General features: G+C 72.0%; 21 protein-coding genes, 1 tRNA gene and 2 pseudogenes. 15 read left to right on the top strand and 9 right to left on the bottom strand.

Going from position 1 to position 24,534, the window contains the following annotated elements:
- Positions 1 to 927: 927 nt before the first annotated feature.
- Positions 928 to 1,284, top strand: a pseudogene (locus ABZV42_RS04560) (C40 family peptidase); the annotation flags it as partial.
- A gap of 142 nt (positions 1,285 to 1,426) precedes the next feature.
- Here the strand turns inward: ABZV42_RS04560 and ABZV42_RS04555 are convergent.
- Complete coding sequence (locus ABZV42_RS04555) at positions 1,427 to 1,744, bottom strand: hypothetical protein (protein ID WP_355989957.1); 318 nt, start codon at positions 1,742 to 1,744, stop codon at positions 1,427 to 1,429.
- 178 nt (positions 1,745 to 1,922) lie between these two features.
- Here ABZV42_RS04555 and ABZV42_RS04550 point away from each other — a divergent pair, with 178 nt between their 5' ends.
- The 4 genes from ABZV42_RS04550 (at position 1,923) to ABZV42_RS04535 (ending at position 5,613) form a co-directional block, all read left to right on the top strand.
- The gene (locus ABZV42_RS04550; protein WP_356050897.1) at positions 1,923 to 2,453 is read left to right on the top strand and encodes a PadR family transcriptional regulator; all 531 of its coding nucleotides are present in this window, start codon (positions 1,923 to 1,925) and stop codon (positions 2,451 to 2,453) included.
- Between the two features lie 84 nt (positions 2,454 to 2,537).
- Positions 2,538 to 3,713 (top strand): DUF2306 domain-containing protein, encoded by a 1,176-nt coding sequence (locus tag ABZV42_RS04545; RefSeq protein ID WP_356050896.1) that lies wholly within the window; start codon positions 2,538 to 2,540, stop codon positions 3,711 to 3,713.
- 95 nt (positions 3,714 to 3,808) lie between these two features.
- On the top strand, positions 3,809 to 4,696 hold the full coding sequence (locus tag ABZV42_RS04540) for a hypothetical protein (RefSeq protein WP_356050894.1): 888 nt from the start codon (positions 3,809 to 3,811) through the stop codon (positions 4,694 to 4,696).
- 224 nt (positions 4,697 to 4,920) lie between these two features.
- Positions 4,921 to 5,613 (top strand): hypothetical protein, encoded by a 693-nt coding sequence (locus ABZV42_RS04535; RefSeq protein ID WP_356050893.1) that lies wholly within the window; start codon positions 4,921 to 4,923, stop codon positions 5,611 to 5,613.
- Between the two features lie 108 nt (positions 5,614 to 5,721).
- Here the strand turns inward: ABZV42_RS04535 and ABZV42_RS04530 are convergent, their stop codons facing one another.
- Complete coding sequence (locus ABZV42_RS04530; protein ID WP_355989947.1) at positions 5,722 to 6,951, bottom strand: SpoIIE family protein phosphatase; 1,230 nt, start codon at positions 6,949 to 6,951, stop codon at positions 5,722 to 5,724.
- 352 nt (positions 6,952 to 7,303) lie between these two features.
- Here ABZV42_RS04530 and ABZV42_RS04525 point away from each other — a divergent pair, with 352 nt between their 5' ends.
- From ABZV42_RS04525 to ABZV42_RS04485, 9 genes are all read left to right on the top strand, one after another.
- Positions 7,304 to 9,409, top strand: a complete 2,106-nt coding sequence (locus ABZV42_RS04525) for a DUF1996 domain-containing protein (RefSeq protein ID WP_355989945.1) — start codon at positions 7,304 to 7,306, stop codon at positions 9,407 to 9,409.
- Between the two features lie 206 nt (positions 9,410 to 9,615).
- The gene (locus tag ABZV42_RS04520) at positions 9,616 to 10,047 is read left to right on the top strand and encodes a hypothetical protein (RefSeq protein WP_037624344.1); all 432 of its coding nucleotides are present in this window, start codon (positions 9,616 to 9,618) and stop codon (positions 10,045 to 10,047) included.
- An 85-nt stretch (positions 10,048 to 10,132) separates the two neighbouring features.
- A tRNA-Met gene (locus ABZV42_RS04515) sits at positions 10,133 to 10,206 on the top strand.
- Between the two features lie 143 nt (positions 10,207 to 10,349).
- Positions 10,350 to 10,943 carry a hypothetical protein gene (locus ABZV42_RS04510; RefSeq protein ID WP_355989943.1) on the top strand — a complete coding sequence of 198 codons (594 nt, stop codon included), beginning with the start codon at positions 10,350 to 10,352 and terminating at the stop codon, positions 10,941 to 10,943.
- Between the two features lie 152 nt (positions 10,944 to 11,095).
- Positions 11,096 to 11,920: an SDR family NAD(P)-dependent oxidoreductase gene (locus tag ABZV42_RS04505; protein WP_355989941.1), complete on the top strand. Its 825-nt coding sequence runs from the start codon at positions 11,096 to 11,098 to the stop codon at positions 11,918 to 11,920.
- A 52-nt stretch (positions 11,921 to 11,972) separates the two neighbouring features.
- A complete protein-coding gene (locus tag ABZV42_RS04500) occupies positions 11,973 to 12,578 on the top strand; it encodes a TetR family transcriptional regulator (RefSeq protein WP_355989939.1) in 606 nt (201 codons plus the stop codon).
- A complete protein-coding gene (locus tag ABZV42_RS04495) occupies positions 12,575 to 13,192 on the top strand; it encodes an NAD(P)-binding oxidoreductase (RefSeq protein WP_355989937.1) in 618 nt (205 codons plus the stop codon). The genes ABZV42_RS04500 and ABZV42_RS04495 overlap by 4 nt, the downstream gene beginning before the upstream one ends.
- A 19-nt stretch (positions 13,193 to 13,211) precedes the next feature.
- Positions 13,212 to 13,769, top strand: coding sequence for an SRPBCC family protein (locus tag ABZV42_RS04490; RefSeq protein ID WP_355989935.1), 558 nt, complete (start codon positions 13,212 to 13,214; stop codon positions 13,767 to 13,769).
- Positions 13,770 to 14,545: 776 nt separating this feature from the next.
- Positions 14,546 to 14,998 carry an NAD(P)H-dependent oxidoreductase gene (locus tag ABZV42_RS04485; RefSeq protein WP_355989933.1) on the top strand — a complete coding sequence of 151 codons (453 nt, stop codon included), beginning with the start codon at positions 14,546 to 14,548 and terminating at the stop codon, positions 14,996 to 14,998.
- A gap of 34 nt (positions 14,999 to 15,032) precedes the next feature.
- Here ABZV42_RS04485 and ABZV42_RS04480 read toward each other — a convergent pair whose 3' ends face one another.
- The 3 genes from ABZV42_RS04480 to ABZV42_RS04470 form a co-directional block, all read right to left on the bottom strand.
- Positions 15,033 to 16,673 carry an FAD-dependent monooxygenase gene (locus tag ABZV42_RS04480; protein ID WP_355989931.1) on the bottom strand — a complete coding sequence of 547 codons (1,641 nt, stop codon included), beginning with the start codon at positions 16,671 to 16,673 and terminating at the stop codon, positions 15,033 to 15,035.
- A gap of 133 nt (positions 16,674 to 16,806) precedes the next feature.
- Positions 16,807 to 17,967, bottom strand: coding sequence for a PP2C family protein-serine/threonine phosphatase (locus ABZV42_RS04475; protein WP_355989929.1), 1,161 nt, complete (start codon positions 17,965 to 17,967; stop codon positions 16,807 to 16,809).
- Positions 17,968 to 18,152: 185 nt separating this feature from the next.
- A complete protein-coding gene (locus ABZV42_RS04470) occupies positions 18,153 to 18,608 on the bottom strand; it encodes a hypothetical protein (RefSeq protein WP_355989926.1) in 456 nt (151 codons plus the stop codon).
- A 252-nt stretch (positions 18,609 to 18,860) separates the two neighbouring features.
- Here ABZV42_RS04470 and ABZV42_RS04465 point away from each other — a divergent pair, with 252 nt between their 5' ends.
- Entirely contained in the window at positions 18,861 to 19,508 is a 648-nt protein-coding gene (locus tag ABZV42_RS04465; RefSeq protein WP_355989974.1) for a TetR family transcriptional regulator, read from the top strand.
- Positions 19,509 to 19,709: 201 nt separating this feature from the next.
- Here ABZV42_RS04465 and ABZV42_RS04460 read toward each other — a convergent pair whose 3' ends face one another.
- The 4 genes and pseudogenes from ABZV42_RS04460 to ABZV42_RS04445 form a co-directional block, all read right to left on the bottom strand.
- The gene (locus ABZV42_RS04460; RefSeq protein ID WP_356050892.1) at positions 19,710 to 21,287 is read right to left on the bottom strand and encodes an MFS transporter; all 1,578 of its coding nucleotides are present in this window, start codon (positions 21,285 to 21,287) and stop codon (positions 19,710 to 19,712) included.
- A 356-nt stretch (positions 21,288 to 21,643) separates the two neighbouring features.
- On the bottom strand, positions 21,644 to 22,366 hold the full coding sequence (locus tag ABZV42_RS04455; protein ID WP_355989922.1) for an FAD binding domain-containing protein: 723 nt from the start codon (positions 22,364 to 22,366) through the stop codon (positions 21,644 to 21,646).
- Between the two features lie 344 nt (positions 22,367 to 22,710).
- Positions 22,711 to 23,259: pseudogene (locus tag ABZV42_RS04450) on the bottom strand (ATP-binding cassette domain-containing protein); the annotation flags it as partial.
- A 33-nt stretch (positions 23,260 to 23,292) separates the two neighbouring features.
- Positions 23,293 to 24,501, bottom strand: coding sequence for a transposase (locus tag ABZV42_RS04445; RefSeq protein WP_356050891.1), 1,209 nt, complete (start codon positions 24,499 to 24,501; stop codon positions 23,293 to 23,295).
- Positions 24,502 to 24,534 lie beyond the last annotated feature (33 nt).

Below are 24,534 nucleotides of genomic sequence, written 5' to 3'. Positions count from 1 at the left end.
GCCCGGCGCAAGCTCGCCGCCGCGCGTGAGCTGATGGCGCGGCACGCGGCCCGGCAGAGCATGCCCGTCCCGCAGCAGCCGCAGCCGCCGGCGATCGAGTACCGCCCGGTGGCGGAGCCCCGGTTCCCGTCCTACGCTTCGGCCCCGCAGGCCGCCACGTATCAGCCGGCCGCTCAGCCACCCGCGTATCAGCCGACCGCGTACGAACAGGCGCCCCAGGCCGCGGCGTTCGCGTCGGCGCCCAGACCCGCCGCGTTCCAGCCGACGCCCCAGCTCACCGCGTACGAACAGGCACCCCAGCCCGCCGCGTTCCAGGCGCAACCCACGCCCCAGGTCTTCGATACGGGCTCGATGCCCCGTGCCTACGAGACGGGCTCGATGCCCCGTGCCTACGAGACGGGCTCGATGCCTCGTGTGTACGAGACAGGCTCCATGCCCCGTGCGTACGAGCCGGCGCCTCCGACCGCCGAGTACAAGTCGGTGCTCCTGCCGCTTTCGTACGAGGCGGCGCCCCCGGCCTCCGAGTACAGGTCGGTGCTCCTGCCTCTCTCCTACGAGACGGCGACCCGGCCCAGCGGATATCAGCCGGCGCCGACGCCTCCCGCGTACGAGCCGGCGCCGACGCCTCCCGCGTACGAGCCGGCGCCGACGCCTCCCGCGTACGAGCCTGCGCCCCAGCCTCCCGCGTACGAGCCCGCGCCCCGGGCGGCCGCCTACGCTTCGGCCCCCATGCCTCCGGTCAGCGAGCCTGCGCCCCAGCCTCCGGCCTACGAGCCGGCGCCGCGCGCGGCCGTATACCGGCAGTCGTTGCGGACGACCGGCGAGCAGCAACAGCTGTGGCCCGCCGCGCCCGCGGCCGTCGGCACGAACCCGGGGTTCGACATCGACAGCCTCGTCGCCGCCGCCCCGCAGGCCGCCGGACCCGACAGCAGGGCCGCGCAGGCGGTCGCCTTCGCCCGTGCGCAGCTCGGCAGGCCGTGCGTGTGGGGAGCGTCCGGACCGGGTTCGTACGACCCCTCCGGTCTGACCCAGGCCGCCTGGAAGAGTGCCGGGGTCATGCTCCCCCGCGCGACGCAGGACCAGGCGCAGGCCGGCCCCGCGGTCGCCCTCACCGGTATCCAGCCCGGTGACCTGGTCTTCTTCCACGCCAACGTGAGCCACGTCGGCCTCTACGTCGGCGACGGCATGATGGTCCACGCGCCGAGCCCCGGAGCCCGGATCGCGGAGGAGTCGGTCGAGTATGCCGGGCGGGCGGCCATCCACAGCGTCGTGCGTCCGGTCTGAGGGCGACCGGGCCCGGTCTCCGAGCCCGTACCGCCGCAGCGTCCGGGCAAGGACCTGCGGGCCCTACCGCCGGGACGTTTGGGCAGTACCGCCGATAGTGGAGTGCCGCCGTCGTCCACGCGGACGCCACGGCGGCGCGCCATCAGAACTCCCGGTCGATGCCCGTGACCGCGGCCGGCCCCAGCGGGGCGTCGTCCGCGGACAGGCCGCTGTCCCGGAGCGCCCCGGAGACGAGCCGCACGGCTTCGGCCTCGGCGCTCTTTCGGTCCGCCGCCTCGACCTCGAGCCGGACGGAGAACCTGTTGTCCTCGTCCACGGACAGCAGGCTCAGCTCCTCGCTCTCGCCCAGGTCCGTGTTCTGCGGGTCCTGGGGGCGAAGCCTGCGTTCCACATCGGCACGGGAAGCGTCCGAGGCCCCGCGGACGAACGTCCCGGGAACGGTGATGACGTAGGTGGTCACAGGAACTCCTAGTGCGGATGGCGCGCGGCCCCGAGGTGCGGCCGGCGGTGTGATCGCCCGTATACCCCGCATTGTGCCGGGCACCCGGATCTTCTTCGCGTCGGGCGGAGCCCGCCGGGTGGTGACCGTGCCCGGCGGTCCCTGCCGTGCGGTGATCGCGTGGCGATACGGTCGCCCCATGGCTGACGCTAGGTTGACCACCGCCTCGTATCTCGTCCTCGGCATCATCGACAAGCTGGGCGAGGCCAGCGCGTACGACGTGAAGGGGGAGGCGGCGCGGACGGTCGCGCCCTTCTGGTCGGTGCCGCACGCGCAGGTCTACGCGCAGTGCGACCGTCTCCTCGACGCCGGTCTGTTGTCGCAGGTGCGGCAGGAGAGCGGCCGCAACCGCAGGGTGCTGACCCTGACGGACGAGGGCAGGGCCGCCCTGCGCGGCTGGCTCGACGACCCGGCGTTCGTCCCGGTGGAGGCCCGTGAGCGCGGAATTCTCAAGCTGTGGTTCGGCGGCCCGCCCGACGTGCTGGCCCCGGTACAGCACGAGGAGCACCGCAGGACCCTGGGCCAGTACGAGGAACTCGCCGAGACGGTGGGGGAGTTGCTGACGCGCGGACATCGGGACGCGCTGGAGTTCGGAATCCGGTACGAGCGGATGATGATCGATTTCTGGCAGTGGGTGCAGCGCCGGGACGAGGACACGCCAGACCGTTGACCCCGGCCGAGGACGGCCCTACCGTCTCGATAGTCCAAACGAGACTATTGATGGCCGGGTCGCGGCCACGGGCAGGGAGTCGTCGTGCGTCGTCCAACGGGCACCACCTGGCGCCGCCTCGCCGTCATCGCCGTGTCGGCCGTGTGCGTGGGCTACGCGCCGATCGCGATGACCGAGCTGTGGCCGTACGCGAGCCCCGGCGCGCCCGCGTTCGGCGAGTGGATCCTGGCCCACGTGGTCTCGCCGCGTTACGTGGCCGACGCGCTGGCCACCCGGATCGGGCCGTACCGCCACAGCCTCGTGCCGATGATCGTGCACTCGGTGCTCGGCGGTGTGCTGATGCTGCTGGGGCCCGCGCAGGTACTCACCGCCGTACGGCGGCGCACGCGGCTGCACCGGGTCCTCGGAGTGGTCTTCGCGGTCACGGTGTACGCCTCGATGGCGGGCGCCGGGCTGTACCTGGCGCGAACGGCGCCCCGGGACGCCTTCAGCGGCGCCGCCTTCTGGATCGTGCTCGCCACCATCCTGGTGGGCACCGTGATGAGCGTGACGTTCGGAGTGCTCGCCGCCGTCGGCGGGTTTCCCGACCTGCACCAGCGCTGGATGCTCCTGTGCTACGGCTTCCTGCTGACCGCCCCGCTGCTCCGGTTCGAGTGGGGTGGCCTGCCGCTGATCCTGCCCGGACTGTCCATGGCCGAGATCAATCAGGTGGCCACCATGCACCTGGGCTCGGTCGTCGCGTTCGGCGCCCTGGTCGCCTCGCGTTCCCTCGACCGGCGCACGAAGGTCGCCGGGGTGACCGGGTCGTGGGCCCCCGTGCCCGTTCTGGTTCTCGCGCACCTGGCCGGAGCGGCCGCGCTGGCCTGGATCGCGCGCGCCTCCCTGGAGCACGGCGCCCAGGGGCGACGGCTCCTGCTCGCCTATCTCCTGCCGTACGCCGTCACCTACGCGGTGATAGCTCTGCGTGCCCGGCGCGCCGGCCGGGAAGGACGCCTCTGGGCGCGGGAGGAGTGGCGCCTGCACTGGGTGGCCCTGTGTCTGGCGCCGGTGCTGTCGGTCGGGGCCGCCCCGCTCTTCGAACGGTCCCTGGGGCTCGACGGGCTCACGGCGCCGGCCGCGGGCGCTGCGATCGGCTGCGGTGTGACGGCGTTCCTGGCGACCCTGATGGTGAGCATGCGCGTCATGTACGCACGGGAGGTCCTCAAGAGGGCCGTGCCCACGCCCGGTTCGCCGCCCCGCGTCCCGGCGACGGTCTCGTAGCCTCTCGCCCCTCCCTGCGCGGGCCATGCAGCCCCGTGGGCCTTCTGATTCCCCCGCTCACCTCCTCGTGCCCCTCGTCCGGAAACGGAGTCACCATGGCCGACACGTCCGACCCGACCAGGCCCGAGCCCGTCGCGGCGGGCGGGCGGCCGCTGACCGCGGGGGTGGCGATGCTGGCCACGGCGGTCGCCGTGGTCAGTGTCCTCGTCGGCGGGCTGCTGGCGGCCGTCGCCCTCACCGGACACGTCTTCGGCGCGTGGCGCTCCCCCGAGTCGCTGACGCCGGGGCTGATCGGCGCGGCCATGCTCGGCACGGCGCCCGGCCTCTTCGCGGTGGCCCGGGCCCGCGCCTGGCACGAGGCCCGCTCGCTGGTCCGGCCGATGGCCGTGGTCCTGGTCGGGCTGTTCACCGTGAGCCTGCTCGACGCGGGGCATCTGTACATGGCCCGGGGCGGCTCCATCGTCCCGGTGCTGTTCAGCCTCGGCTGGCTCTTCGTGCTCGGCACGCTGTGCGTGTGCGCCGTGATCGCGCTCGCCCGGCAGTACCTCACGCCCGGCCGGCCGCCCGGACCGCGCGGCGCGCCGCTGCCCGGCTGGTCGAAGCCGGCGCTGGCCGTGCTCGGTTCTGCGTGGCTCGGCATCGGTACGGGCCTGCTGGTCCGGCCCGGATTCTGGGCCGGCTTCGTGCCGTGGAGCGTCAACCGCCTCGACGCGCAGGCGCTCGGAGTATGGGCACTGGCCCTCGGTGTCGGCGTCCTCGGCGCGCTCGCCGACGACGACCTCGGCCGCACCGGTCCGGCCCTGACCGCCCTGCCGGGCACCGCTGTCGCCGTGACCGTCGTCCTGGCCTGCCGCGCCTCCGCCGTCGACTGGTCCTCGGGCCCCGCGCTCTGCCTCGTCGCCATGGTGGCCGGACTCCTCCTGGCCGGCCTCGGCGGGCGCGCTCTCCTGGCGAGGCCCTTGGCGGCACGACCCCGCGGCTGAGAGCCGGCGAGTCCAACTACCTTTCAAGTAAAGACATTTGATGTCCCGTCACTTGCGCGTCGCGGATCCCTCTCGTTCCCGGAGAGGCGCGGAGGGGCGCTTCGCTGCCGACTTCCGGCAACGTTGTCCACGTCATCTGTTCCGGGCGGAGGCAAGGCCGCGGTCCGCGCGCGAGCGGGAGGATACGAGGCGTTGACAGTCGAGTTGCCGGGGGTGGTACAGCTATGCGCCGGTGGGATCGTCCTCCGCCCGTCCAGGAGCCGGACCTGACGGAGTACGTGCGGAGCACGGTGTGGGGGCCCGCCGAGTTCGTCGGATGGCCGCCCCGGCGACTGGTCGGGGAGGGGATTCTCGCCGGAACGCTCGGAGCCGGGTCGATCGTGGGCGCCGGGGTCGCGGGCGACCGGACCGGGATGCCCGTACTGGCCAGTGGTGAGGCGGGCCTCGTGTGCGCCGGAGTCCTCGTGCTGCACCTCGTTCTCCTGCGGGCCGGGCGGGCGCTGGTCGGCATCGTCGCGGTCCTCGGCGTCTGTCTCGCCCTCCAGGCCCCGCAGGCGGCGGCGGAGGTGGTGTCGATCGACGGGGAGCGGGTGGCACCCATGGTCGTCACGTCCGTCGAGGGCGGTGGGCGGGAGGGCGCGGGCCGTACCGGCTATCGCTGCTCGGTGGTCGCCCGGGACGGCGCACCGCTGAAGGTCCGCACAGGTCGGGGATGCGGGATGAGCACCCGGCCGGGGGACGTGGTGGCCGTCGTCTACGACCCCGAGGGGCGCGTCCCGCCGCATGCCCTGACCGCCGGGCCGGTGACGGCGGGGCCGCTGCGCGGTCTGGCCGGCCTCGCGGTGGCTCTCCTCGTCGGATGTGTGCTCGCGGTCGTCCGCTCCCACCGCCTCACCCTGGCGGCCTCCACCGCGTGACGCGGGCCGGCGGTCGCCCTCGGCCGCCACCGTGTGACGCCGACCGCCGCAGGCATCTGTCGGCCGCAGCGGCTCGTCGGCGGCCGGGGCCGTCCCCGCCGGGCGGGTTCACAACGGGATGATGACCAGGGCCGTGTCGTCGGTGATACCACCGGGCGGGAGCAGGTCCGACAGCAGCGCGTCGGCGAGGGCCTCGGACGCGGACTCCCGGTGGTGGGTCAGCGCCGCGGCGAGGCGTCCGAGACCCACGTCGATGTCCTCGGTGCGTCGTTCGATCAGCCCGTCGGTGTAGAGGACCAGGGTGTCGCCCGCGGCGAAGTCCGTCGCGGCCTCCGGGCGGTCCACATGCTCCGGCCGGGCCCCCAGCGGCGGGTCCGTCGCCCGGTCCAGGAACTCCACGCTCCCGTCGCGGCGCAGGAGGGCCGGCGGAGGATGTCCGGCACTGCTGTACGTGATGGTGTGGGTCTCCCAGTCGATCCAGGCCGTCACCGCCGTGGTCGACTCGGCGCCCTCGACGGAGCGCGCGTACAGCCCGAGCACCTCGAGCGCCCGGGCGGGGCCGTCGGCGGCACGGGACGCGGCACTGAGGGCGCTGCGCAACTGGCCCATGACACAGGCGGCGGTCAGACCGTGGCCCACGACGTCGCCCACCGCCACCGCCATCCGGTCGCCGCTCAGCGCCACCAGGTCGTACCAGTCCCCGCACACGTTCAGCGAACTCGTGGCCGGCCGGTAGCGCACGGCGGCGTGGTGCGTGCCGACCTGGTCGGGGGAGGGCAGCAGCGCGTCCTGGAGGGCGACGGCGACCTCCCGTTCGCGGGCATGCGCGCGCCGCAGGCGATCGTTGAGCTCCTGAAGCTCCCGGGCCCGCGTGTACAGCTCGGCCTCCAGCACCGGGCTCCGCCGGCTCTGGTCGAGCCCGCCACGGGCGCGGATGAACTCGGTGACCTCCTCGACCCGATGGACCACCAGCGCCACGGCGCCGTCCTCGTCGAGCACGGGCACGTTGACCGGGCTCCAGTACCGCTCCTCCCAGACACCCGACCGTTCCACGGACTGCACGTCGTACCGCTGGAGGGCCATGGCGTCGCGCTCCCCGGATTCCACCACCCGGCGCAGCGACGCCTCCAGGTTCCGCATCCCGGTGGAGGCCGCGTCGCCCGGCCGGTCGGGGAAGACGTCGAAGAGGTACCGGCCGACCAACTGCTCGCGGGAGCGGCCGGAGTTGCTCAGATAGTCGTCGTTGGCCTCCACGAAGACCATGTCAGGGGTGAGCAGGGCGACCATGCCGGGCAGGGCGTGGAAGACACCGACGAAGTCGATCTCCGCTCCCGTCACCGGTTCACCCGCCTCACGCCGCTGCCCTGGCCGTGCCCACGGTGGAAGCGGCGGAGCACCCTGCCTGTCCCACCGGCCCGGGTCATGGCCGGGGCGTACCCGTGGTGCAGTGTTCCCATCAGGCCACCGGTCCGCGCCCGGTGCAACCGCAGAGCCGGCCCGGCGCGGACCGACGCCGGGGGTTCCGCACGGGTCGAGCGGGTCTCCCGGCGTCCACCGAGACGTCCGCGGCCAGTTGCTCCGTACGGGGTCACTGTGAATTCTGGAGACGGTTGAACACAACGCGACCCGTGTGCGTATAGGGCCGGGGGATTTACATGCCGAGCCGACCACGACGCGTAGGAGCACCACCTTGGGACGCAACACGCGCAGACGCCCCACGGGCGCACGCCGCGCGACCTCTGCAGCCATCGCACTGATATTGGGCGGAGGCGGACTGCTGGCAGTCAACGTCTACGCATCGGCGACCGAGACCGGGGCGGGTGGCGACCCGATGGGCGCGCACGTCCTGTCCGCCGGTTCCGCCACCATCGACTGCCCTGACGTCGGCGACCAGTTGAAGACGGTCCCGGACGCAGCCAAGGCAGACGTCGACAAGGAACTCGCCGATCTGGACCAGCAGATCGCCGAGGCGTACCAGCAACTCCAGGCGAACGCCGCTCAGATGCAGCAGAACGGCGACAGCGGCGCCGACGCCGTCATGAATCCGCTGAAGGAGAAGCGGGCGGAGTCGATCGGCCGCATCGTGGCCGCCATCGACGCCGCCGGCGACCCGCCGAGCGGGCTCGACGGGTTCGCGGCCTGCACGCTGCGCCCCTCCGGAAACCAGCTCGGCACCGGAGCGGACAACGGTCAGAGCACCGCGCCGCAGAACCAGGGCGCCGCGTCACCGAGTGCGAGCGCCGCGCCCCCGAGCCAGGGCGGCCAGCAGGGCACCCCCGCGGCCGGCAACGGGCCCGTGGCCGGCGACTACGCCGACATCAAGTCCGTCCAGCCCAACGTGCAGAACCCGCAGCCCCAGGCCGACGCCTCCCGGGGCGAGTTCGTCTCCAGCTGCGGTGTGAACGCCAACGGCCTGTTCAACTCGGACAACGTGATCGTGGCTCCCGGTGTCACCAACGGCGCCCACCACTTCCACGACTACATCGGCAACCAGTCCAACAACGCCTTCGCCAGTGACGACGACCTGGCCAAGGCCGACACCTCCTGCCAGGACAAGGGCGACAAGTCCACGTACTACTGGCCGGTGGTGCGCCTCCAGAACGGAAAGCAGGAGCGCGACGCAGGCGCCCCCGGCGGCGGGACCGAGGGCAACGCCGGTCAGATCGTCACGCCCAAGCAGGTCACGCTGACGTTCGTCGGCAGCCCGCGCGGCAAGGTCACGGCGATGCCCCGTCTGCTGCGCATCATCACCGGTGACGCCAAGGCGTTCGTCAACGGCAACGCCAATGCCAACGCCTCCTGGAGCTGCACCGGCTTCGAGGACCGGCAGCTGAAGGACAAGTACCCGCTCTGCCCGCAGGGCAGTGACGTGGTGCGCACCTTCAAGTTCCAGAGCTGCTGGGACGGCGCGAACATCGACAGCGCCAACCACCGCACCCACGTGGCCTTCGCGGACGCCCAGGGCAACTGCCCGGGCAATTTCAAGGCCATTCCGCAGCTGGTGCAGCGCATCGTCTACGACATCGACGCGCCGAGCCTCCAGGACGGCGGCCGCACCTCGCCGCTGTTCGCGGTGGACTCCTTCCCCGAGAACCTGCACAAGCCGGTCACGGACCACGGCGACTTCATCAACGTCTTCGACGAAGGCCTCATGAAGGACATGGTCGACTGCATCAACAGCGGCCGGAAGTGCGGCGCCGGAGCCGGCAACGGCGGCGGACAGCAGGACGACCCCTCGGGCAACGGCCAGCCGCAGAAGCCGTCGCAGAGCGCCGAGCCGCCGCAGCCCTCCGAGGCGGCCCCGAATCCGTCCGAAGCGGATCCGAACCCGTCCGAGGCAGCCCCGAACCCCTCCGAGAACCCCTCCGAGGAGCCGGCGCCCACCGCGGACGCCCCGTCCGACGGCAAGGGCGGCAAGGGCGGCACGGGCTCCGGTGACAACGGCGGCGGGACGGACGAGCCCACGGCCGGAGCGCCGGGCACCGAGCCCGCGGGCGGCGGCACGCCGCCCGTCAGCGTGGAGCCGAAGTCCGATGTGACGTCGTCGGCCGGACACGGTTCGTCCGCCTCGCAGGAGACCCCGGGCGGCGACCAGGGCGGCGAGGTGGGAACACCCGCGCAGACGGAGCCCGCGGCCGGGGCCTACCCGTCCGCCACTTCGGGGATCGAGCCGCAGGCGGTCGGGACCGGCGGGCTCGCCGAGACCGGGGCGAACCTGTGGCCGGGCGTGATCGGCGGGGTCTTCGTGCTCGCCGGCATCTTCGTGCTCTACCGGATCCGGCGCACCTACGGGTGACGCGGACAGGCCCGGACGGACGATTCCCGACCGGGACGGACGATTCCTGACGGATGACTTCGAGGGGGCTCGTGGCCTGTGCGGACAGGGCACGGGCCCCCTCGGCCGTCTTCCGGGCGGCCGTCTCGACCGGCGGTGTGCGCCGATTCACAGCATGCTGGTGTGAGACGCGATCATGTCGTCCACATTGGGGAAGGCGAAGCTCCATGGACGCATCAGAGCAGGCACCGGATGACCGGCCCCTCGACCTGTACCTCGAAATGCTCCGCCTGCGTATGGCTCCGGCGGACTACGCGCTCTTGCTGCGCATGGTCGAGCCCGTACTCGAAGCGATCAGGGAGGAGAGGGTGGGAGCCATCGAACTGTGTCTCGACGGCGCGGAACCCGAGAGCGTCCCGCAGGAGGTCCGTGACGAGGCGTCCCTCGTGGTCGCCGTGGCCGTCACGGGACGCCTGGACAACCGGATCGTCGAGCTGGAGACCGAGGAGATCGGCGTCGTCCGGGTCGTCACGGACTCGGGTACGGCGGACGATCCCGAGCGGTGCAGGGAGATCGCCGACTTCATCGGAGAGCGGCACCGCCAGGACGAGGAACTGCGGGGCATCGCCGAGGTGAGCGGTCTTCCCACCGACGTGTGACCCACCTCGGGGCGGCCTGGTCGCCCGTCGACGGGCGATCATGGTCGTGGGTCCGGAAAAGATGACGTAGAGTTGTGTTCACCGACGCGGGGTGGAGCAGCTCGGTAGCTCGCTGGGCTCATAACCCAGAGGTCGCAGGTTCAAATCCTGTCCCCGCTACTCGAAGTCAGAGGGGCCGACATTCATGTCGGCCCCTCTGACGTTTCGTCTCTCCCCGACCGCCCGGAGACACGGGCCGTCGGAACATGTGAGTGTGCGCATTCGGCAGAGGCCAAGTGCTTGAAGCCGACACAATCACCTCCATGACGAAGATCGAAACTGTCGCGGAGCGCGTCGTGGCCGCGGTGCGTGCCCGCGACGGTCAAGGGCTGGTGCTGATCGCGGTCGACGGCCTGGGCGGCTCGGGCAAGTCGGCCCTGGCGTCGGCCGTGGCCCGGCTCGCCGACGCCGTGGTCGTGCACGGGGACGACTTCTACCGTCCGATGGACGCGGACTCGCGCGCCGCGCTGACCCCTGCCCAGGGCTACGACGGCTACTTCGACTGGGAGCGGCTGCGCGACGAGGTCCTCACGCCGCTCGCCACCGGCCACGACGCGTACTACCGGCGCTACGACTGGCCGAGCGGGTCCCTGGTGACGGACGAGGTGTGTGCCGTCGCCTGCGACGGCATCGTCCTCGTCGAGGGCGTGTACACCGCCCGGCCCGAACTCGCCGACCACTACGACATGGTCGTCTACGTCGACACCCCGCCAGACGAATCCATGCGCCGGCTCAGGGCCCGCGGTGACGACCACGGCCCCATCGACTGGGAGGCCCGCTGGCGCCTGGCGGAGGAGCACTACCTGAGCGCGACCCGCCCCCGGGAACGCGCGGATCTCGTGGTTCCCGGGCACTGACACGGGCAGGGGTGCGGGCGCCCGTCGGGGCCTCGGGCCCAGACCAGGGCGGAGCCCGGCCGGTGGGGTGACAGGGTGCCGCCCGAGCGGATCCGCACTTATGTCGTACGCTGGTAAGTAACTAGTTACCGCGTTGATGGTGGGAGAGGGCAGTGAAGGCATTTTTGATCACGGGGAGCTCGCGTGGGCTGGGCCGGTCGCTCGCAGAGGCGGCACTGGCATCCGGTCAGCAGGTGGTGGCGGCGGTACGCAGGCCGGAGGCGGTGGCTGATCTGGTCGAGCGGTATCCGGACGCGGCGCTCGCGGTGGAGCTGGACGTCACCGATGCCGGTGCCGCCGAGCGTGCGGTGGCCGCCGCTGTGGAGAGGTTCGGCCGCTTGGACGTCGTGGTGAACAACGCCGGCTATGCGAACGTCTCCAGCATCGAGGACACCAGTCTGGAGGACTTCCGCGCACAGGTGGAAACCAACGTATGGGGTGCGATCCACGTCTCCAAGGCTGCGCTGCCCGTGCTGCGCGCCCAGGGATCGGGTCACATTCTTCAGGTGTCGTCGGTCAGTGGCCGGCTCGCACCCGCGCCCGGGCTGGGCGCCTACGTCACGGCGAAGTTCGCACTGGAGGGCTTCTCGGAGGCGCTGGCCCTGGAGGCGGCGCCGTTCGGGGTCAAAGTGACGATCGTGCAGCCGGGTGCGGTCGCCACGACACTGGCGTCCTCGATGTCGCTGCCCGAGCCCAGTACCCCCTACCGGGACGTGGTGGCCCCGATGCGCAACCTGTACGGCAGTGCCCCGGCCGCAGGTCTCGGTGCGGACCCGGAGAAGGTCGCCCAGTCGATCCTCGCCGTGCTGGAACTCGCCGATCCGCCGCTGCGCCTGGCCCTGTCGGGAGACGCCGTCGACTACATCCGTGACGCCGGGCAGAGGAGCCTCGCCGAACTCGACCGGTGGGAAGCCCTCAGCCGCACGGTCGACGCATGAGCGCGCCCGCGGCCTGCCGGACCTCGATGCCGCGATGCTAGAGAGGCAGCTGATGCAGAAAGAGACCCCGGTCCGGGACGCGGAGGCCACCCGCCGCCGCATCCTCGACGCCGCGACGGCGGAATTCTCCGCCTTCGGTCTGGCCGGCGCCCGCACCGCCCGTATCGCAGCGGCGGCCCAGGCCAACCAGCGCATGATCTACGCCTACTTCGGCAACAAGGACGGCCTGTTCGACGCCGTCCTGGAACACCACATCACCATGGCCCAGCACGCGGTCACCCTGGACGCGAGTGATCTGCCCGGCTACGCCCAGCGCGTCTTCGACTTCTACCGCGCTCACCCCCACCTGGTGCGCCTCGCCCTGTGGCAGTCACTGGAGCGCCCGGAACTCATGGAATCGCTGCCCGTCGTCGTCACGGCCATGGACGCGAAGGTGACCGCGATCAGCCGCGCGCAGCAGGCAGGGCACGTCGCCTCGGCGGTCCCGGCGGACCGGCTGCTCGACCAGATCCTCACCTTGACCCACGGCAACATCACAGCCGCCTCCCACGCCGAAGCATGGACGGCCCAGCAGCGCCACGATCTGGGTGTCGCCGTGACGGCACTGACCCGCCCCGGCCCCGCGCCGACGGCTCCTGAGAGAGGTGACGGCGCGTGAAGATCACCGTATTCGGTGCCACCAGTGCCACCGGACGGGTGTTCGTCGAAGCGGCCGAGCGTGCCGGTCACCGGACGACCGCGTTCGTCCGCGACCCGGCCCGCCTGCACGGAGTCCAACCCCGCGAGGTGATCCGGGGCGACGTCTTCGACACCGTCGCTGTCCGGCAGTCCCTGGACGGTGCGGATGCCGCGTTGATCGCCCTGGGGCTGAGAGGCGACCGCCGCACTCCTCTTTACTCCCGCGGCACCCGCACCATCACCGACGCGATGCAGGCAGCCGGCGCGCGCCGGCTGCTGCTGCTGTCCGAGGCGGCGTACAGCCCTCACACCAGCGGCATCCCCAGCCGCCTGCTCAGCGCGCTCTACGGGGCGTTCAGCGCGCCGGTGATCCGTGAACGCCGGCGACAGGACGCGGTCCTGGCCGCCTCGGACCTCGACTGGACCGTCATCCGGCCCGGCATCCTCACCGACGGCCCGGCCACGCACCCACTCGCCCCCGTGCTCTTCCCCCATCGCTCCCTGCTGGCCCGCACCAGCCGGCGCGACCTCGTCGGCCTCCTGCTGGCCGCCCTGGACGACCCCGCCACCTACCGGCACAGCCTCTACCCCTGACCCGCCCTTGGAGACAGCCATGCCCCGCGCACTCGCCCCGATCGGCGACGACTTCCTGACCACCGCCCCCCTGGTCCTGAACGCCCACATCGACCTGCCCCACAGCCCTGAACAGGTCTGGGACGCCCTGGGCAGCGACGCCATGGGCTCCTGGACGGCCGTCCTGGACCGGGCCACCTGGCTCTCCCCCCGCCCCCACACCACCGGTGCCCGCCGCAGCGCCCGCCTCGCCCGCCTGGTCACCCTCCAGGAGGAGTACTACCGCTGGGACGCCCCTCGCCGGGCCACCTTCCGCGTCACCGGCATCACCCTGCCCCTCGTCAAGGGCTGGGCCGAGGACTTCCTCCTCGAACCTCTCCCCGGCGGAGGAACCAGGCTCACCTGGACCATGGCCATCGACAACCGGCTCCTGCGCGTCGTCCGCGTCCCCCGCCGCCTGCGACCCGCCGTCACCTCCCTCTGCCGCAAACTCATGGCCGGCATCACCACGATCCTGCCCCCACCAGAACCCGGCCCGGCCGTTCCCGACCACCCCGAACCCGGCCCCCGGCCGGTCGCACACCCCGACCAGGGATGAGACCCGAGCACCCTCGTTGCGGGCCCCGATCGCGAGTCTGACCCGGCCGGCGGCGGACTGCGGATGCCGGTCACCGGCTGGACCGCCTCGCGGACGTCGTCCAGCGCGCGGGGAGGACGATCAGCGCGGGGCCGCGGGGTCGCTGACGCGAGGAACGCGTGGCCCCGGGGCCGCGCGAAGAGAGAGCAGGGGCCGCGCGAAAGACGCGAAGGGCAGGCGGCTGAACAAAAAACACCGCCTCCGGTCATCGACCGGAGGCGGTGTCTGTGGAGCGCCGGGCAGGCCTTGCACCTGCATTTCCCCGCAGGAAGCGGGGCGTCTTTCCTTGGACCACCAACGCCTGGCTCGTCACCGGGTGTCCGGCGCGTGCTCTGCGTGGATCGTATCAGCTGTTCAGCGGCTCCTGAGTCGGGAGCGCAGGGCATGCCCGGCGGCCGGGAGCGTGCCCCGGCGACTTGGGCGGACGTCGGTACCGGGGTCTCGGCGAGGGTGAACTCTGCCACCGGTTCGTCCACGTCCTGCTCGACCCCGGGGATCCGGGACCGGGCGCCGGGTGCGTCTGTCCCGGAGGAGTGCCGGCCGTCCTTCTTCCGGCGGCTGGTCATCGGATCACCCTTCGCTCGCGGTGTGCCGAAACAGCCGGGCTCCAGCAGCTCCGGATTACTTCCTGCCTTGCACCGCGCACCCGATCGTGCAGCCGGGCGTGCGGCCGCCTCCGGGCCGTCCGTCGCACGTCACGGACGGTGCCGACACGGGGATCCCCTAGGGTGCGGGATGTGCCCACATTGCTGATCGTCCATCACACGCCCTCGCCCAACTGCCAGGCGCTGTTCGAAGCCGTGCTCTCCGGCGCGACGGCGCCCGGGATCGAGGGCGTGGACGTGGTGCGGCGCGCGGCGCTGGAGGCGACCGCCTCGGACGTGCTGGCCGCCGACGGCTATGTACTCGGCACCCCGGCCAACCTCGGCTACATGTCGGGCGCGCTGAAGCATTTCTTCGACCAGGTCTACTACCCGTGCCTGGACACGACGACGGCGCGCCCTTTCGGCTATTACGTGCACGGCGGAAGCGACGTCACGGGAGCCGTGCGCGGCATCGAGTCCGTGACGACGGGCCTCGGCTGGCGCCGTGCGGCCGGGGCGGTGAAGGTTACGGGCGAGCCGGGCAAGGCCGACATCGAGGCGTGCTGGGAGCTCGGCGCGACCCTCGCGGCCCAACTGATGGACTGATCAGACCCGTTGAGGTGCCGGCGGACCGAGGCCGTCACTCGGTCCCGGAGCCGGCGGGGGCGAAGGTGCGGGCGAGCTGGGCTGTCAGCCCCTTTGCCGTCGGCGGGCAGAGGCGGGCGCCGATGTATCCGTCGGGGCGGACCAGGAAGGCGGTCGGTCCGTCGGAGACGCCGTAGAGGCGGGCGAACTCGCCGAGCGTGTCGACGTACACGGGCGGGTCCGAGGTCTCCATGGCGGTGCCGGAGGGCCGGATCACGCAGGTGCCGACCCGTCCTCCGGAAAACTCGTCCGCCGCTTCGGCGAGTTGGCCGCCCTGGTCGCCGTCCCCGTACACCAGCAGTACGTGTCCGCGGTCGCGCAGCAGGTCGTACAGGCGCAGAGGGAAGACGGCGATGTGCGTGGCGAGGCCGGCGCAGTCCGGTGCCCGGTCGCCCGCCTGCGGTCCCGGTCCCTCGAAGGCCGGTCCGACCAGCGGGCTGCCGCGGTAGCCGACGAGGAGCTGGGCCTCGCGCAGCATGAGAGTCTCCGGATCGGTCCGGTCGGCCTGGATTCCCCGGGTCGCGTGGCGGACCGTGCGCTCGACGACCTCCTCGCCGACGGGCCGCCGTTCGGCGTCGTAGCTCGCCGCCAGGTCGTGCCTCGCGCCGCCCTCGATGGCGAGGGCGAGTTTCCAGGCCAGGTTCCAGGCGTCCTGGATGCCCGTGTTCATGCCCTGGGCGCCGGTCGGGGGGTGGATGTGCGCCGCGTCGCCGGCGACGAAGACCCGGCCGTCGCCGTAGCGGTCGACGATCCGGTGGCTGATGCGGAAGACCGAGGACCAGCGCAGGCGGGAGGCTTTCGTCGGCCGGGGGGACAGCCGGTCCAGCACGTCCTGGATGTCCGGGAGCGAGGGCGCCTGTCCGCCCTCGAGGCCGTGGACGACGCCGTCGGCCGGCCGGTCGTTCCGGCCCGTGGTGGAGAGCTCGGGCGGGACGGTCATCGACATGCGGTACCGGTTCCGGCCCGGCAGCGGGATGCACACCAGGAGGTCGTCCACCGCGCCGTCGGCGTTCCGGTGCGTGGAGCGGACGCCGTAGCCCGGCGGCAGGTCCCAGTCCACCTCCACATCCCCCAGCATGTACTCCTCCGGGGACGCGCTGCCCTCGAAGGTGAGGCCCAGTTGCTTGCGCACGACGCTGTGCGCGCCGTCGCAGCCCACCAGATAGCGTGCCCTGACCTCTTCCTCGGCCCCGGACACCGACCGCAGGGCGACCGTCACCCCGTCGGAGTCCTGGCCGAACGAGACCAGTTCCGTTCCCCGTTCGATCCCGGTGCCGAACCGGGCGAGGTGTCCTTCGAGGATGCTTTCGGTCTCGTACTGGGGCAACGCGGCGAAGCCGTACGGTACTTCGGGCGGCAGGACGAGGTCGATCCGGGCCTGTTCGGCGCCGTTGACGTAGGCCAGCTGCCCGTACATCGGAACGGCCGCCTCCAGGACCGTGCGGATGAGCCCCATGTGGTCCCAGATCTCCAGTGTGCGCGGCTGGATGCCCACCGCCTTCGCGTACGGGAGCCGGGCCGGGAGCCGGTCGACGATACGGCAGCGGACCCCGCGTCTGCGCAGCTCCGCCGCCGCGGTCAGACCCACCGGGCCCGCACCCGCCACCACGACGTCGGTTCCGAAGGTGCGCGCCACGGGAGCCTCCCTGTGCAAGCCCCCTGGGTCGAGTCGATCTCTCCCCATCGTGGCCCCGGGACGACCGGCCTCGCTACTCGGGCATCCGGCACCGTGGCGGGCTCCGCCGGTTCGATGTCGGTCCACCGCGGGTTCAGCGCGGTGCGGCAGGCGGTGATCCGTCGGTGGGGAGCCGGTGATGGCCGTCCACCGGGTGGTGGGGGAGGTGGAGGTGGTGCGCGGGCGTGCGTTCGATGACCAGGAAGGCGGCGTCGTCGCCCGGCAGGTCCCCGATGTGCCGGACGAGGTCGTCCTGGATGTGGCGCAGCAGGACGTCGGGGCTGGACGTGGGGAAGGCACCGACCCGATCGGCCAGCGGGTAGAACGTGCCGTCGGGGGAGCGGGCCTCGATCACCCCGTCGGTGTACAGCAGCAGGAAGTCGCCGGGCTGGAAGGAGAACGGGTCGGTGTGGTGGCTGGAGGCGGGCAGCTCGCACATGCCCAGCGGGGGCACGGGGTGTCGTGCGTACAGGACGGTGACCTGGTGATCACGCAGCAGCAGGGGCGGTGGATGACCGCAGTTGATCATTTCGACCTGTGTGCCGTCGTCGGGGATGTCGACGACGAGCGCGGTCACGAAGTGTTCCCCCGGGTCGTGCTCGGTGTCGGCGACCTCGTCCAGGTCCCGGCACACGCTCACCTCCAGGGCCGCCGTCAGCTCGGGCAGCGTGGCGTACCGGTGGGCACCCTCGCGGAAGGCGCCAAGGACCACGGAGGCCTCGCCGATGGCGGCGAGGCCCTTGCCCCGGACGTCGCCGATGATGACGCGGGTGGAACCGTCGGCGGACCGGGTGACCGCGAACAGGTCGCCGCCGATCTGGGTGTCGTCATCGGCGGCCAGATACAGCCAGGCCACTCGCAGCGGACCGATCCTGCGCGGTGGCGGCCGTAGCAGCACCCGTTGCGCCGTCTCGGCGATCGAGCGCGCCCGTACCAGCTCCCGGGCGCGCCGTTCCCGTACATGACACACGAACACCACCAGCGCGGAGAGCACCACCAGGGCGATGAGCTGCGCGATGTGATTGGTGGTGCCGAGTCCGCCGTGCAGGACCCCGATGACGACCTGGGCGGCGACGGCGAGCGCGCCGACCAGAGCCGTCAGGCCGGGGCCCGCCAGCGAGGCGGTGAGGGTCGGCGCGATGACCAGCAGGGGGCCCAGATGGACGTCGGTGGGGGAGCGGATGTCCACCACGGTGATCACGACGATCAACGCGAGCGGGATCGCCACCAGACCGCGGCCCGACGGTTGCTCCACGAGACGGTCCACTGACACGCGCCGGTTACCCACATGCCCCATTTTGTACCTATTTCTGCGGCTACGGGGTTCCCGGGCGCGTCCACCGTCGGCGAGTCCGGCGGGACAGTCGGTCCCCAGGGCCCCTTCGGGCGGCCTCGGGCGGGGCCGTCAGTGCGCGATGCCGGGTCCGCGCGGAACCGGCGTCAGTTCCACAGCGGGTAGCTGACCTTGTGCGCGTATCCGTCCGGGTGGTCGTGGGTGTAGATCAGCGTCAGCTGCGCGTAGTGCTGGACCTGGGGCTTCTTCTTCCACGGCTGCGCGTGGTCCAGCACCACGACGACCGGGTACGAGTGGAACTTGCCCGCCGCGCAGTACGGCTTGCAGTCGTTCACCAGGTTGACGCCCTGGGCGACGGCGGAGTGCTGGTTCCAGTGCGACCAGTGGAGCGAGGTGAGGCGGCTGTTGCCGTCACCGCAGGCCAGGATGAAATCGGTGGGGCGCACGTCCGGGTGCCAGAGGCAGTCCACGAGTACGGGGGTCGCCTGCCGCTGCTTCACGGGGTGCGGGGCGGCGGGTGCTGCGGAGGCGGTACCCATCACCGCTGTGAGCGCCGCGGCCGCGAGGACGGTGAACGCGGTCCGGATCGAGTTTGTGCGCATATCAGCTCCGTGCGGGACGCTCTGTCATGTGGCCGTCAGCGTGTCGGCTCTGCCTCGACGCTACGGCTTCGGTGTGTGATGTACCACTCATACGGATTAACGATGCCATTTCGTGAGAACCGGACGACACCGGCACGCAGGGCTACGCATCAGGACACGGGGTGATTTTTCGCTCCGCTGAGCGACGGGTCCGAACGCCCGGGTCCGAACGCACGGCGACCCTTCTCGTCGGAGCCGTAGAATTCGTCCGTGATGAATAACCCGGGTTCGCAGCGCGGGCGCAGGCCGGGAAGCCCGGACACCCGGGCCGCGATCCTGGACGTCGCCCGGCGCCGGTTCCTCGCGGACGGCTACCACGCGGTGACCCTGCGGTCCGTCGCCCTGGAGGCCGGGGTCGACCTGGCTCTGATCAGCTATTACTTCGGGTCCAAGAAGGGGCTGTTCGGCGCCGCTCTGGCGCTGGGTGCGAACCCGGCCGAGCTGCTCGCGCGGGCCGTCGCGGAGGGCGACCTCGCCACGCTCCCCGAACGGGTCGTCCGTCAGGTCGTCGCCGTCTGGGACGACCCCGTGACGGGGCCGCCCCTGATCGCGATGCTGAAGACCGCGATCGACGACGACGCATCCGGCGCTCTGGTGAAGGAGGCTGTCGAGCGCGAGATCGTCGAGCGGATCGCCGGCCTCGTGCCGGGACGGGACGCCCGGCAACGCGCCGCCGCGTTCACCACCGTGGTCGCCGGGCTGATCGCCACCCGCTACCTGCTGCGCCTGGAGCCGATCGTCTCCATGGCGACCGACGACGTGGTCCGCCTGGTGAGTCCGCAACTGCGGCAGGCCCTGCGCGGCCCCGGACGCCCCGCGCGGGACGCCCGACCGGCGGGGCGACCGACACAGCGTTCCTGACCGGCGGCCCGGTTCCGGCCCGGGGGCCGGTCCCTTCTGGCGGGTTGTACGCCGGGGTCGTACGGGCAGGTCCCCGGCGCACAGAGGACCGGCGAGCCCCCGGCGCACAGAGGACCGGCGCCTCGCACCGTGCACCGAAGACCGGCGCCTCGCACGGTGCGAGACGCCGGTCCGGGCCCTTCGAGGTGTCGCGGAGGTGTGTCAGTTGTACGAGGGCTGCTCCTGCGCGCCCACGGCACCCGGCACCTCTTCGTGGTCCGGGTCGTGGTCGTCGGCGGACACCTCGGGACCCGGAGCGGAACGCAGCAGCGCCGCGACGGTGACGGCGGCGAGCACGGCGGCCGCGGCGGCGCCGAGGAGCGCCACGTGCATGCCGTCGGTGAAGGCGGTCGTCGCCCGGTCGGAGACCGGGCCGCCGACGGCGTGGGCGGCGGCCAGCGAGGAGCGGGCCGCGTCCGCCACCTGCTGCGGCAGTCCGGGCAGACTCAGGTGGTCGCGGTAGGCGGCGCTGAGCAGGCTGCCGAGGACCGCGATCCCCAGGGCGCCGCCCAGCTCGCGCGCCAGGTCGTTCATGGCCGAACCCACGTTCTGGAGCGAGCGCGGCAGGGCGTCCGTGATGGCCGTCGTGGCCGGGGTCATGGCCAGGCCCATCCCCGCGCCGAGCGGCACGAGTCCGGTCGCGATCAGCCAGTACGGGCTGGACGCGTCGAGCCGGGAGAGGACGCCCATGCCCGCCGCGACGCCGACGAGCCCGGCCACCCATGGCCTGCGGAAGCCGAACCGGCCGACCAGCACGGGGGCGGCGCGGGAGACCGGCACCATGGTCAGGGCCATGGGCAGCATGGCGGTCGCGGCCATCAAGGCGCTGTCGCCCCGCACCAGTTGCAGGTACTGCATCATCACGAAGACGAACCCGAAGAACACGAAGAACTGAAGCATGATCGACAGCGAGCCCGCGGCGAAGTGGCGGTTGCGGAACAACCGGGGGTCCAGCAGCGGGTTCTCGCGGCGCAGTTCGAAGAGGACGAATCCGGTCAGCACGGCCAGACCGAGACCGATGCCGGCGAGGGTGACCGGGTCGGCCCACCCCCGGGTCGGCGCCTCGATGACCGAGTAGACCAGCGTGACCAGGCCCACCACCGCGAGCAGCGCGCCGCCGACGTCCAGCCGCGGCTGCTTCGGTTCCGCGGACTCGGCCACGAACAGCAGGGTCCCGATGAGGGCGACCAGGGCGAGAGCGACGTTCAGCAGGAACACCGAGCGCCATGACCAGCCCTCCAGCAGGGCCCCGGTGGCGAACAGGCCGACGAGCGCGCTCGCTCCGGCGACCGCGGCCCAGACGCTCACCGCCCGCGCCCGCTGGGTGCGCGGGAAGGTGCTGGTGATGGTCGACAGCGTGGCCGGCATGACCAGCGCCGCGCCCACCCCGAGGACGCCCCGCAGCGCGATGAGGGCCGAAGGGTCGGTCGTCAGCGCGGCGGCGGCGGACCCGGCGCCGAAGATCGTCAGTCCCGCGAGCAGGGCCCGCCTGCGGCCGAAACGGTCGCCCAGGGCGCCGGCCGGGAGCAGCAGCGAGGCGAAGACCAGGCTGTAGGCGTCGATGATCCAGGAAAGCTGCGTCTGTGTGGCGTGGGTCTCGCGGGCGAGATCGGGCAGCGCCACATTGAGCGATGCCATGGCGGCGACCACCGTGCCGAGGGCGAGGCAGGTGACCACCAGGACCAGGTTGTGACGTGCGGCCGGTGTGGAACCGGCGGCGGGGGCGCGCGTGGAGGGCATGTGCTCCGTCCTTCGTCCGAGCGGTCCGGGGGGTTCCCGGTGCCTGGACCCAGAGTCGGGACTCCGTCCTGCGATTTCCACGTTGATGAATTAGAGGGCGGGCCGACGGCCGGTGGCGAGGGGCCGCGTACGAACACGGGCCCTCGCCACGGAGCCGGGCGGAAGTGCCGTTCAGCGGGGCCGCGGAGCCCGGAACGGCGACCCGCCGGGGACGAGAGGGCCAGTGCCGGCGCCCCCCGGATCGCCGCAACTGACCGGCACCTGTTGAATTTCCCCGTGCCCCGTGCCCCGTGCCCCGCGCTCCAGGGCCCGGGCGAGCGCGTGCCGGTTTCCGCGATCGGGGGCGGCGGTCCGGGCTACGAGATGCCGGGGCGGGCCAGCAGGCCGGTCACCTGGCGGCCGACGACCTCCCATGCCGAGTCCGGAAGCCGGCCGAAGGAACTGTCCCGCAGTATGCGCAGAACCTCGTCGGCATCGCTGTGGCACGCGGCACTCTCGCTGAACACCTCGTCCTCGCAACGGACCGCGACGCGAAGGCGCGTCGTGCCGCCGTCCACGGAGTGCACGGCCGCGGCGACGACGAGCGGCGACGCCCCGCCCGGCTCGGCCGCGCCCTTGTGGTGACTGCTGGTGATCGGTGCGCGCCACCGCAGGCTCAGAAGCAGTTGGCGCTTGGCGAGCACCTCGGCGAGATCGGTCTCGGTGACGCCCTCCGGTTCCAGGATCACCGCTCGGGCGTCCAGGACGAGCGCCGCGGGCAGCAGACAACGCAGCGTGCTGCCGACGATGTTGCCGCCCACCGTGGCCGTCCGGCGTACGGCTCCGGTCCCGACACCGGCGGCCGCCCCGCGCAGCACCTCCGGCACCCGGTCGTCTATCCGGTTCAGCACCACGGCGGCGCCCAGGGCCTCGCGCTCGATCGTGTTGGCCTCCGGGAGGTCGCGCAGCGACATGGCGTGGTCGGGGAAACCGTCCCTCTGCCAGGTGGCCCACACCAGTGTGGCGCCGCCGATCGGCACCGCCCCCTCGGTCAGGTACTCCTGTGCTTCGGACACGGACGTGGGCAGACGCAACAGCACGACAGCCGACCTGCTTTCCTGGTGACTTGGCGGCGGGGTATCGGGGCCGGCGTTCGGGTCGGTTCGCGGACGCGGGGTCTGATCGGTCCCGTCGACGTCCTGCGACCCGATCCGAACGGCAGGCCCTGGGTGTCTTGGCGAAATCACCGTCGACAGGCGCATTTTCGCCGTACGGCCGGGGGCGCGTACAGGGCACATTCCCCCAACTGGTGCGCCCCGCCGTGCGGATGCGTCCTGGCCGGGAGCCGCGCCGGAGCGGCCCGCACCCGTCGTCCGAGATCACTGGGCGCCGTGACGCGCCCGCCATATCCCTTTCCCGCGCCGCGAGTTGCTTCGTACCGCTGTCAACTACCCTGGTGGGGACCCGAATAGGCCGCCCAGCGCCCACCGTGCCGGACCACATTGATCCGCCGTCCGAAGCAGTCCGTCAGCCAGGAGTCGGTCAGGGTCTCGGCGACGGGCCCCTGGGCGAGGACGCGCCCCTCGCGCAGCAGCAGGGTGTGGCCGACGGCCGGGGACAGCTCCTCCAGATGGTGGGTGACCGTCACGGTGGCCAGGTCCGGACGGCTCTCGGCCAGCCGTTGCATGGCCTCGACGAGGTCCTCGCGCGAGGGCAGATCCAGGGCGTTGAACGGCTCGTCGAGCAGCAGCAGGGCCGGCTCGGCCATCAGCGCCCTGGCGATCAGGACGCGGGCCCGCTGCCCGCCCGAGCAGACCCCGTACGGCCGGTCGGCCAGCTCCTTGATGTCCAGCTCGGCGAGCAGTTCGTGGCCACGCCGGCGCACCTCGGCGTCGTACTTCCGCCACAGCGGCTGCACGGTGCCGGTGTGGCCCGTCAGGACGACGGCGTGCGCGTCGAGGTCCTGCGGCACGCGCTGGGCCGTACTCACGTGACTCCTCCCCGTCTTGGAGAACGGGGCTTCTCGCTATGCCGTGTTGGCGTGGCGACGGACCAGCCCGGCCCGTAGAACGTTGGTGGCTGCGACGGTGTCGGCGTGCGCGGTGTGGCCGCAGGCGACGCAGTGGAATGTTTCCTGGCTGGGCCGGTTCTCCTTCGCGGTGTGCCCACAGTGGGGGCAGGTGCGGGAGGTGTTGCGGGGGTCCACGGCGATCACTTCCCGTCCGGCACTCTCAGCCTTGGCGTGCAGGATCCTCAGGAACACCCCCCAACCGGCATCGGCGATCGAACGGTTCAGTCCCGACTTGGCCGCTGCCCCGTTGAGCAGGAATGCGCCTGCCCGGTCGGGGTCGGACTTCGGGGCGGGGGCCGTGCTCATGTTGCGGATCTTGAGGTCTTCGTGCGCGATGACATCATGCCTGCGGACCAGGTCCAGGGCGGTCTTGTGTGCGTGGTCCAGCCGCCGGCGGCGCACCCTGCCGTGCAGCAGGGCGACCTTATCCACAGCACGTTGGTGGTTGGCGGTGCGGTCCTTGGCCTTGCAGCGCGGGAACCGGGACAGAGCCTGCTGCGCGGCCTGGAGTTTGACGGCGGCCCGACGCCCGTGGCGCGGGTTGGGCACGAAGGCGCCGCCCGAGTCGGCGAGGAAGTTCGCGATGCCCAGATCGATGCCCACCACGGAGCCGGTCGTCGGCAGCGGCTGTGGCTGTTCGGCGGTGAGCACGACGAACCACCTGCGGCACTCCCGCTTGACGGAGACGGTCTTGACCCTGCCGAGCACCGGCCGGTGCTGATTGACCTTCACATGCCCGACACCCTGGAGGCGGACGCGGGTGACCGCCTCGTGCGCGGTGGAGTCCCACCGGCAGCCGTCCCCGTCCTTCGGGAAATCCACCGTGTCGAACCGGTTCACCCCACGAAAACGCGGATACCCCGGGGTGTCGCCGGACCTGACCCGGCGGAAGAACGCGGCGAACGCCCTGTCCAGACGGCGCAAGGTGGCCTGCTGCGAGGAGAACGACCAGCGGCCCTGACGCTCCGGGTCGAACGCCCGGATCTCCTTGAGCTGCGCGGACTGCATCCCGTACCCGACGCTGGTCCTCGAAACGTGCCGCCAGGCGTCGCGGCGCTCTTGCAGGGCCCCGTTGTAGAGGGAGCAGTGATCTTGCAGCATCTCCGCCAATGCCTGCGCCTGACGGACGGTGGGCCGCAGAAGGAACTTGTACGCACGGATCATCCAGCCCACCCCTCCAGCCGAGTCCACTCGACC

The sequence above is a fragment of the Streptomyces sp. NPDC005281 genome, assembly GCF_040607495.1.
Classification (GTDB): domain Bacteria; phylum Actinomycetota; class Actinomycetes; order Streptomycetales; family Streptomycetaceae; genus Streptomyces.
The sequence above is the reverse complement of the archived record's forward strand: the minus strand, read 5'-3'. Positions and strand labels throughout refer to the sequence as shown.

Coding starts and splice junctions, on each gene's coding strand:
- ABZV42_RS04445 (WP_356050891.1), bottom strand. CDS start 24,501: ATGATCCGTGCGTACAAGTTCCTTCTGCGGCCCACCGTCCGTCAGGCG.
- ABZV42_RS04550 (WP_356050897.1), top strand. CDS start 1,923: ATGGCTGACGCTAGGTTGACCACCGCCTCGTATCTCGTCCTCGGCATC.
- ABZV42_RS04520 (WP_037624344.1), top strand. CDS start 9,616: ATGGACGCATCAGAGCAGGCACCGGATGACCGGCCCCTCGACCTGTAC.
- ABZV42_RS04500 (WP_355989939.1), top strand. CDS start 11,973: ATGCAGAAAGAGACCCCGGTCCGGGACGCGGAGGCCACCCGCCGCCGC.
- ABZV42_RS04540 (WP_356050894.1), top strand. CDS start 3,809: ATGGCCGACACGTCCGACCCGACCAGGCCCGAGCCCGTCGCGGCGGGC.
- ABZV42_RS04535 (WP_356050893.1), top strand. CDS start 4,921: ATGCGCCGGTGGGATCGTCCTCCGCCCGTCCAGGAGCCGGACCTGACG.
- ABZV42_RS04460 (WP_356050892.1), bottom strand. CDS start 21,287: ATGCCCTCCACGCGCGCCCCCGCCGCCGGTTCCACACCGGCCGCACGT.
- ABZV42_RS04470 (WP_355989926.1), bottom strand. CDS start 18,608: ATGCGCACAAACTCGATCCGGACCGCGTTCACCGTCCTCGCGGCCGCG.
- ABZV42_RS04490 (WP_355989935.1), top strand. CDS start 13,212: ATGCCCCGCGCACTCGCCCCGATCGGCGACGACTTCCTGACCACCGCC.
- ABZV42_RS04465 (WP_355989974.1), top strand. CDS start 18,861: ATGAATAACCCGGGTTCGCAGCGCGGGCGCAGGCCGGGAAGCCCGGAC.
- ABZV42_RS04510 (WP_355989943.1), top strand. CDS start 10,350: ATGACGAAGATCGAAACTGTCGCGGAGCGCGTCGTGGCCGCGGTGCGT.